This is a genomic window from Alkalihalophilus marmarensis DSM 21297 (assembly GCF_000474275.2).
Taxonomy (GTDB): Bacteria; Bacillota; Bacilli; order Bacillales; family Bacillaceae_D; genus Alkalihalophilus; species Alkalihalophilus marmarensis.
Genome location: NZ_ATAE01000014.1, coordinates 1 through 4,478 on the forward strand (window position 1 = coordinate 1; position 4,478 = coordinate 4,478).

Annotated in this window: 8 protein-coding genes and 1 pseudogene; all 9 read right to left on the reverse strand. The window is 32.6% G+C overall.

All coding sequences use genetic code 11. The features are described 5' to 3' along the window. Window positions 1-309, reverse strand: a 309-nt coding sequence (locus tag A33I_RS06080) for a LacI family DNA-binding transcriptional regulator (RefSeq protein WP_031311462.1), incomplete at its 3' end; no start/stop codon positions are given. Between the two features lie 505 nt (window positions 310-814). Continuing rightward, the gene (locus A33I_RS20790; RefSeq protein WP_161808675.1) at window positions 815-988 is read right to left on the reverse strand and encodes a hypothetical protein; all 174 of its coding nucleotides are present in this window, start codon (window positions 986-988) and stop codon (window positions 815-817) included. A 309-nt stretch (window positions 989-1,297) separates the two neighbouring features. Continuing rightward, window positions 1,298-1,522, reverse strand: a complete 225-nt coding sequence (locus A33I_RS06085) for a hypothetical protein (RefSeq protein ID WP_022627591.1) — start codon at window positions 1,520-1,522, stop codon at window positions 1,298-1,300. Window positions 1,523-1,606: 84 nt separating this feature from the next. Beyond that, the gene (locus A33I_RS06090; RefSeq protein WP_235806166.1) at window positions 1,607-2,008 is read right to left on the reverse strand and encodes a hypothetical protein; all 402 of its coding nucleotides are present in this window, start codon (window positions 2,006-2,008) and stop codon (window positions 1,607-1,609) included. Between the two features lie 5 nt (window positions 2,009-2,013). Next, a complete protein-coding gene (locus A33I_RS06095) occupies window positions 2,014-2,559 on the reverse strand; it encodes a pre-toxin TG domain-containing protein (protein WP_022627593.1) in 546 nt (181 codons plus the stop codon). Then, entirely contained in the window at window positions 2,559-2,837 is a 279-nt protein-coding gene (locus A33I_RS20205; protein ID WP_235806167.1) for an SMI1/KNR4 family protein, read from the reverse strand. Before A33I_RS20205 ends, A33I_RS06095 begins: the two co-directional genes overlap by 1 nt. 195 nt (window positions 2,838-3,032) lie before the next feature. Beyond that, window positions 3,033-3,485 (reverse strand): YrhA family protein, encoded by a 453-nt coding sequence (locus tag A33I_RS06105; protein ID WP_022627595.1) that lies wholly within the window; start codon window positions 3,483-3,485, stop codon window positions 3,033-3,035. 7 nt (window positions 3,486-3,492) lie between these two features. Next, window positions 3,493-3,933 carry an SMI1/KNR4 family protein gene (locus A33I_RS06110; protein WP_022627596.1) on the reverse strand — a complete coding sequence of 147 codons (441 nt, stop codon included), beginning with the start codon at window positions 3,931-3,933 and terminating at the stop codon, window positions 3,493-3,495. Further along, window positions 3,933-4,478, reverse strand: a pseudogene (locus A33I_RS06115) (hypothetical protein); the annotation flags it as partial. The pseudogene A33I_RS06115 and the gene A33I_RS06110, both read right to left, overlap by 1 nt.

The following is a 4,478-nucleotide window of genomic DNA, read 5'->3' on the forward strand; positions in this document are numbered from 1 at the left end:
TTTTTTTTTATCGTAATTAGATTGAAGCACTAGTAAGCTATAATTATGTTTATTGCATTCTTTGCCAATTCCTTCGATCAAATTGCTAAAGAATGAGTGATTTATCTGAGGCACTATTACCCCAAAGACATTGGTTTTTCCCTTTGATAGGTTTATTGCACTCATATTAGGGACATAATCTAATTCCTCTATCGCTCTTAAAACTGACTCCCTTTTTTCTTTCTTTACATAAGGGTGATTATTTAAGACCCGAGATACAGTAGTGCGAGAGACTTTTGCTCTTTTGGCTATCTCTGTTATATTACTCAATATTAATCTCTCCCTGCTTATGAGCGTGATTGTTTAACATAAAAATCCGTATCACATAAAATTACTTTCGCTACCAGGTAGCGAAACAATCTTTAGGATTGATATCTTAAAATTAGGTGAAGAGACACTCTGACGACAAGTGGATATATCATAAAACATAAATTAAGCCTTACATTTATTTTAGAACAACCAAGTCGTTGTACTATTCTTTTTCCACTAAAACCAAACGGGTGAATCTCTCGGTGAATCCTCTACCAATGTTGATAAAAAATGAGCTACCAAAGGTTTAGAAAGAAAATTTTCTATATCAAAACTCTTACCTGTATCTCTAATAATTCTCATCATGCCCTCCTATTTAACTAATTTTCTTTATTACTTCTTTATTCAATATCCTGCTCCTTTAGTTTAACATTAATTTCCTTTTCTTCGACATAGAAAAAGCATTCCTTGTTGAAGGAATGCACCTGTTAGTTAAATAATATTTTCACTTGAACCTTCTATAACACTATTTATTTCGTTCAAACTCTTCCACACGTCTCTTCAATAGTTCAATTTCTTCTTTGTCTTGTTTTGGTGCACTCTTAGATTTATATACTTTAATTCTAAAAATAAAAAACATTCCTATTGCGATTAAAATTAATAAGAAAAAGAGATTTTCAAAAATAATTTGTAACATCATATTCCTCCTCCCCTTACCGACTATCACCATATAGGTCTTTGTTAAAGTAAACTGCTTCGTTACTTAAATAACTGTCAGTTTGATTTTAACAGTAATTCCCTTTTTCGTTAAGAAAAAAATGCGTTCCTTATATAAGAAACGCACCTGTTTGTTGAAGAGGTAATTACCATTAAAGTCTATGTATGAAATTAGCTTGATGACTGCTGCATCAAATCTTCTTATCACTATTGTATGCAACAAAAAGGCAGTTAATCCTTCAAGATTAATGGTCTGGCCAGTAAAAGATCTTTGAACAATCTCTTACTTCAATTAATAAATAGTGCCTTTCACTACCCGTATTTTGTCGATAATCTTTCGACATTCTTCGGCACCTGTATCCAGTAGCAAAGGCCCTTCGTAACTTTCAATAAGGTTAGCGTCTAGACATACACGAGAGGCAGATCTAATTGTTTTTTCATTAAAAACAATTAGATGTTTAGCAATTAATACTTTAGAAGGTATTCTATCAGTAGAATAAGTACCTAACATAGCCATCTAGGGACAACTTCATCTCTTTATTAGTAATGTAAAAACAATACTAGTAAAATATTTTTCATTATAGTTCAGTTTAACACTCATCTATTCATTTAGAAATTCAACTTCAATTCGATCTACTACTATCTCCACTGTTTTTCCGTATAAATGGACATATTCACTGAAATAATCATCTTCATCTATCACCTGTATTCCTGCATCAATATGATCCGCTTCTAAAATGCCACGTATTAAATATTTATCACTCTTACCCAATTGTATAATTTCTGATTCGACGCTTTTCGATTCTTTAATGTTTAATTCGTCTAATATTGTAAAACTAATTAAAATAGGATAATATAAACCTTCTTGAAGTGGGTAAGGACAAACAGTTGAAAAAACTGTTAATTTTTTATTATTTACTTCAATAGTTACTTCTTCTTCGATAGAAGGGTTTATTTTTATTACCTTACAGGTATATTTCATTCTCTCCTCACCTTTCTTCACAACTATCAATCTACTGGATTAATAACTGGTATATTATTACTGTTAATTGTTTTCCAAGATTTCTTGCCGCTTTGTGTGTGATATGTAGTAATTGCCCCATTATTATTTGTGCCAACAAATTCAAATTCAGCTTTTCCACTTCGATTATTCCCCATGAAGTTCACGTATCCTGTTCTAATCTCACCTTTATAATTATACTCGACCTTAATTCCATTGTTTATCACTGACCTTGCCCCATTTAGATATTCATCGGCATTTTTGTATGCTCCGTTAAATTCTCCTCCATGTTTAACAAAATGTGAGTCTAATAAACTTCTATTGGCAAAGTCGTTCGGGATATTTTTGGTACTTTTACCACCAACACTCTTTACACCTTTAGCTCCTCTTGTTCCAGCCTTTACAAACCCTCCACCGAGAATTGCTGCTACCATTATTGTTTGTTCCCAATCTTCTAGTTCCCTTTTTGTGATTGGGTCGACACCATGTGTAGCTTCGTATCCCGCTTTTACGTTTCCAAGAATGGAGGTGAAATAATAAATAGTGCCTGTCACTACTCGTATTTTGTCGATAATCTTTCGACAAAATACGAGTAGTGATAGGCACCTGTATCCAAACAGTATAAAAATTCATCAACATTCTCAATGACAATGTACTTATTAGGTAAACCTGCCTCTCTATACCGTTGTGTTTTCTCAACCACAGATGCATAGTCTACTCCTTCAATCCCCAATATATCAACTCCACAAATGCCACCTGAGCCCAAATGTTTAACAAATTCTCTATAGTCACTTGGGAATTTAACTTTTAAAACTTCTTCCGCCTTTTCAATGGTTCATCTGAAACTTTTCCGATAAAATCTCCATCTTCTATATATTCATTAATCATCTCTTCAATTTTTGGGATTCATTGGTTAATCACCTATTAAACTATTTCATTCAAAAAAGCACTTGTTGTGCAAGTTGACATACAAGCGCTATCTATTTGGAATTTAAATGATATAATGGCTGATGCCTACGAACAGCTATTATAACAGAGCTGTCTCAAGTGCATGAGAGATCATAGAATCAAAACTCTCGTAAGATTGGATAACAGTCCCAGAAGGTTTATCGAGTTCTAAATAAGCACCCCCTATTGAGTCATAACAGTACCATGCTGTATCAGAATCTCCAAAGAATATATATTGCTTTTGCCATTCATTTTCATACCAAAGTTCATTTGACTCGATAAAACCATGCATGTCTTCATTTAATTCATTATCAAGTAGACCTTTATCAACACCATAAATCACTAATCCATTAAAGTCTAATCCATTCATAGTTTTTAAAAATCTCTCATACGAATCAGGTAATACTATATTCCCGAATTTCTGCCGAATCCCTTGATTCATTTTTATTATTTCTGTATGTGATGCTGGCTTCTTAAGTGAACTTCCGTATTTCTTTTCAATTTCTCCTAACAATTCTTTCCATGGAGTCATAACTTAATTAATCTGTAATTAAATCTAAGTAATATTGATCATTAATTTCTATCTTACTTAAAAACTCTTTAAGAGAGCCTGCAATTTTAATGTCATAATAATAAATTGGATTCGTGTCGCTTTTATTTAATTCTATAGACATTAAAGCTGATTCACTACCTTCAAAAAAAATTAGTTTATCATTTTCAAATGCATCATATATTTCAATGTCAGGATAGAACTCAAAATCATTAACTCTTAAACGGAAATCTCTTATTGAGTAAGGATCCATAATACGATTAATATTATACTCTGACCCTTTAATAAAACCGTAACCAATGTCATTAAAAAAGTTGACTAACTCGCTTGGGAATTTTAAATTAAGTTCCTTTTCAACCTCCTTAATTTCATCTTTAGACACTGAATAGAATGTGTTTTCTTCGTTTACCTTAATAAAATCATAATTCATTATTGTTTAACTCCTTTAAAAAGTATATTTGCTGGCGAGCCAGATCCATGAATTCCAGCTTGATGCTCAGTAGGGAATTTTGCAGGGTGCATATTCCACCATTCATGTTCTCCTCCAAAAGTATTTTCAATTATATGATGAGCATCATATTTGTCTCCTCTTTTCCGAATAATTCTACCTGTTTTTTCTGAAATTACATTTTCGTTATACACTGGCCACTGTTGTCCTGTGTTTACTTCCCAATCTTTGATTACTTTGTTTTTTACCCTATCAAAAACTACCCTGTGCTTTGCTGTTTCAACTGGAGACATTTTTTTATATTCTTTATTTCTTAAAGCAGTCTTCAAATACTCTATTTGATTTTTGGGTAATTCTCTTCCTGTTCTGCCTTCCATATCTCTTATATATTTTTTTATTGTTTCAGAATCTACCCTTTTACCACTCCGTACCCCAGTCGCCTGCTCAACCTTAATCAAGTTCGCTTGGTTCGTCTCACCTAGCTGGTTTCTCATCCCGTTTGTATTGATGACGTTATGTGGGATTCC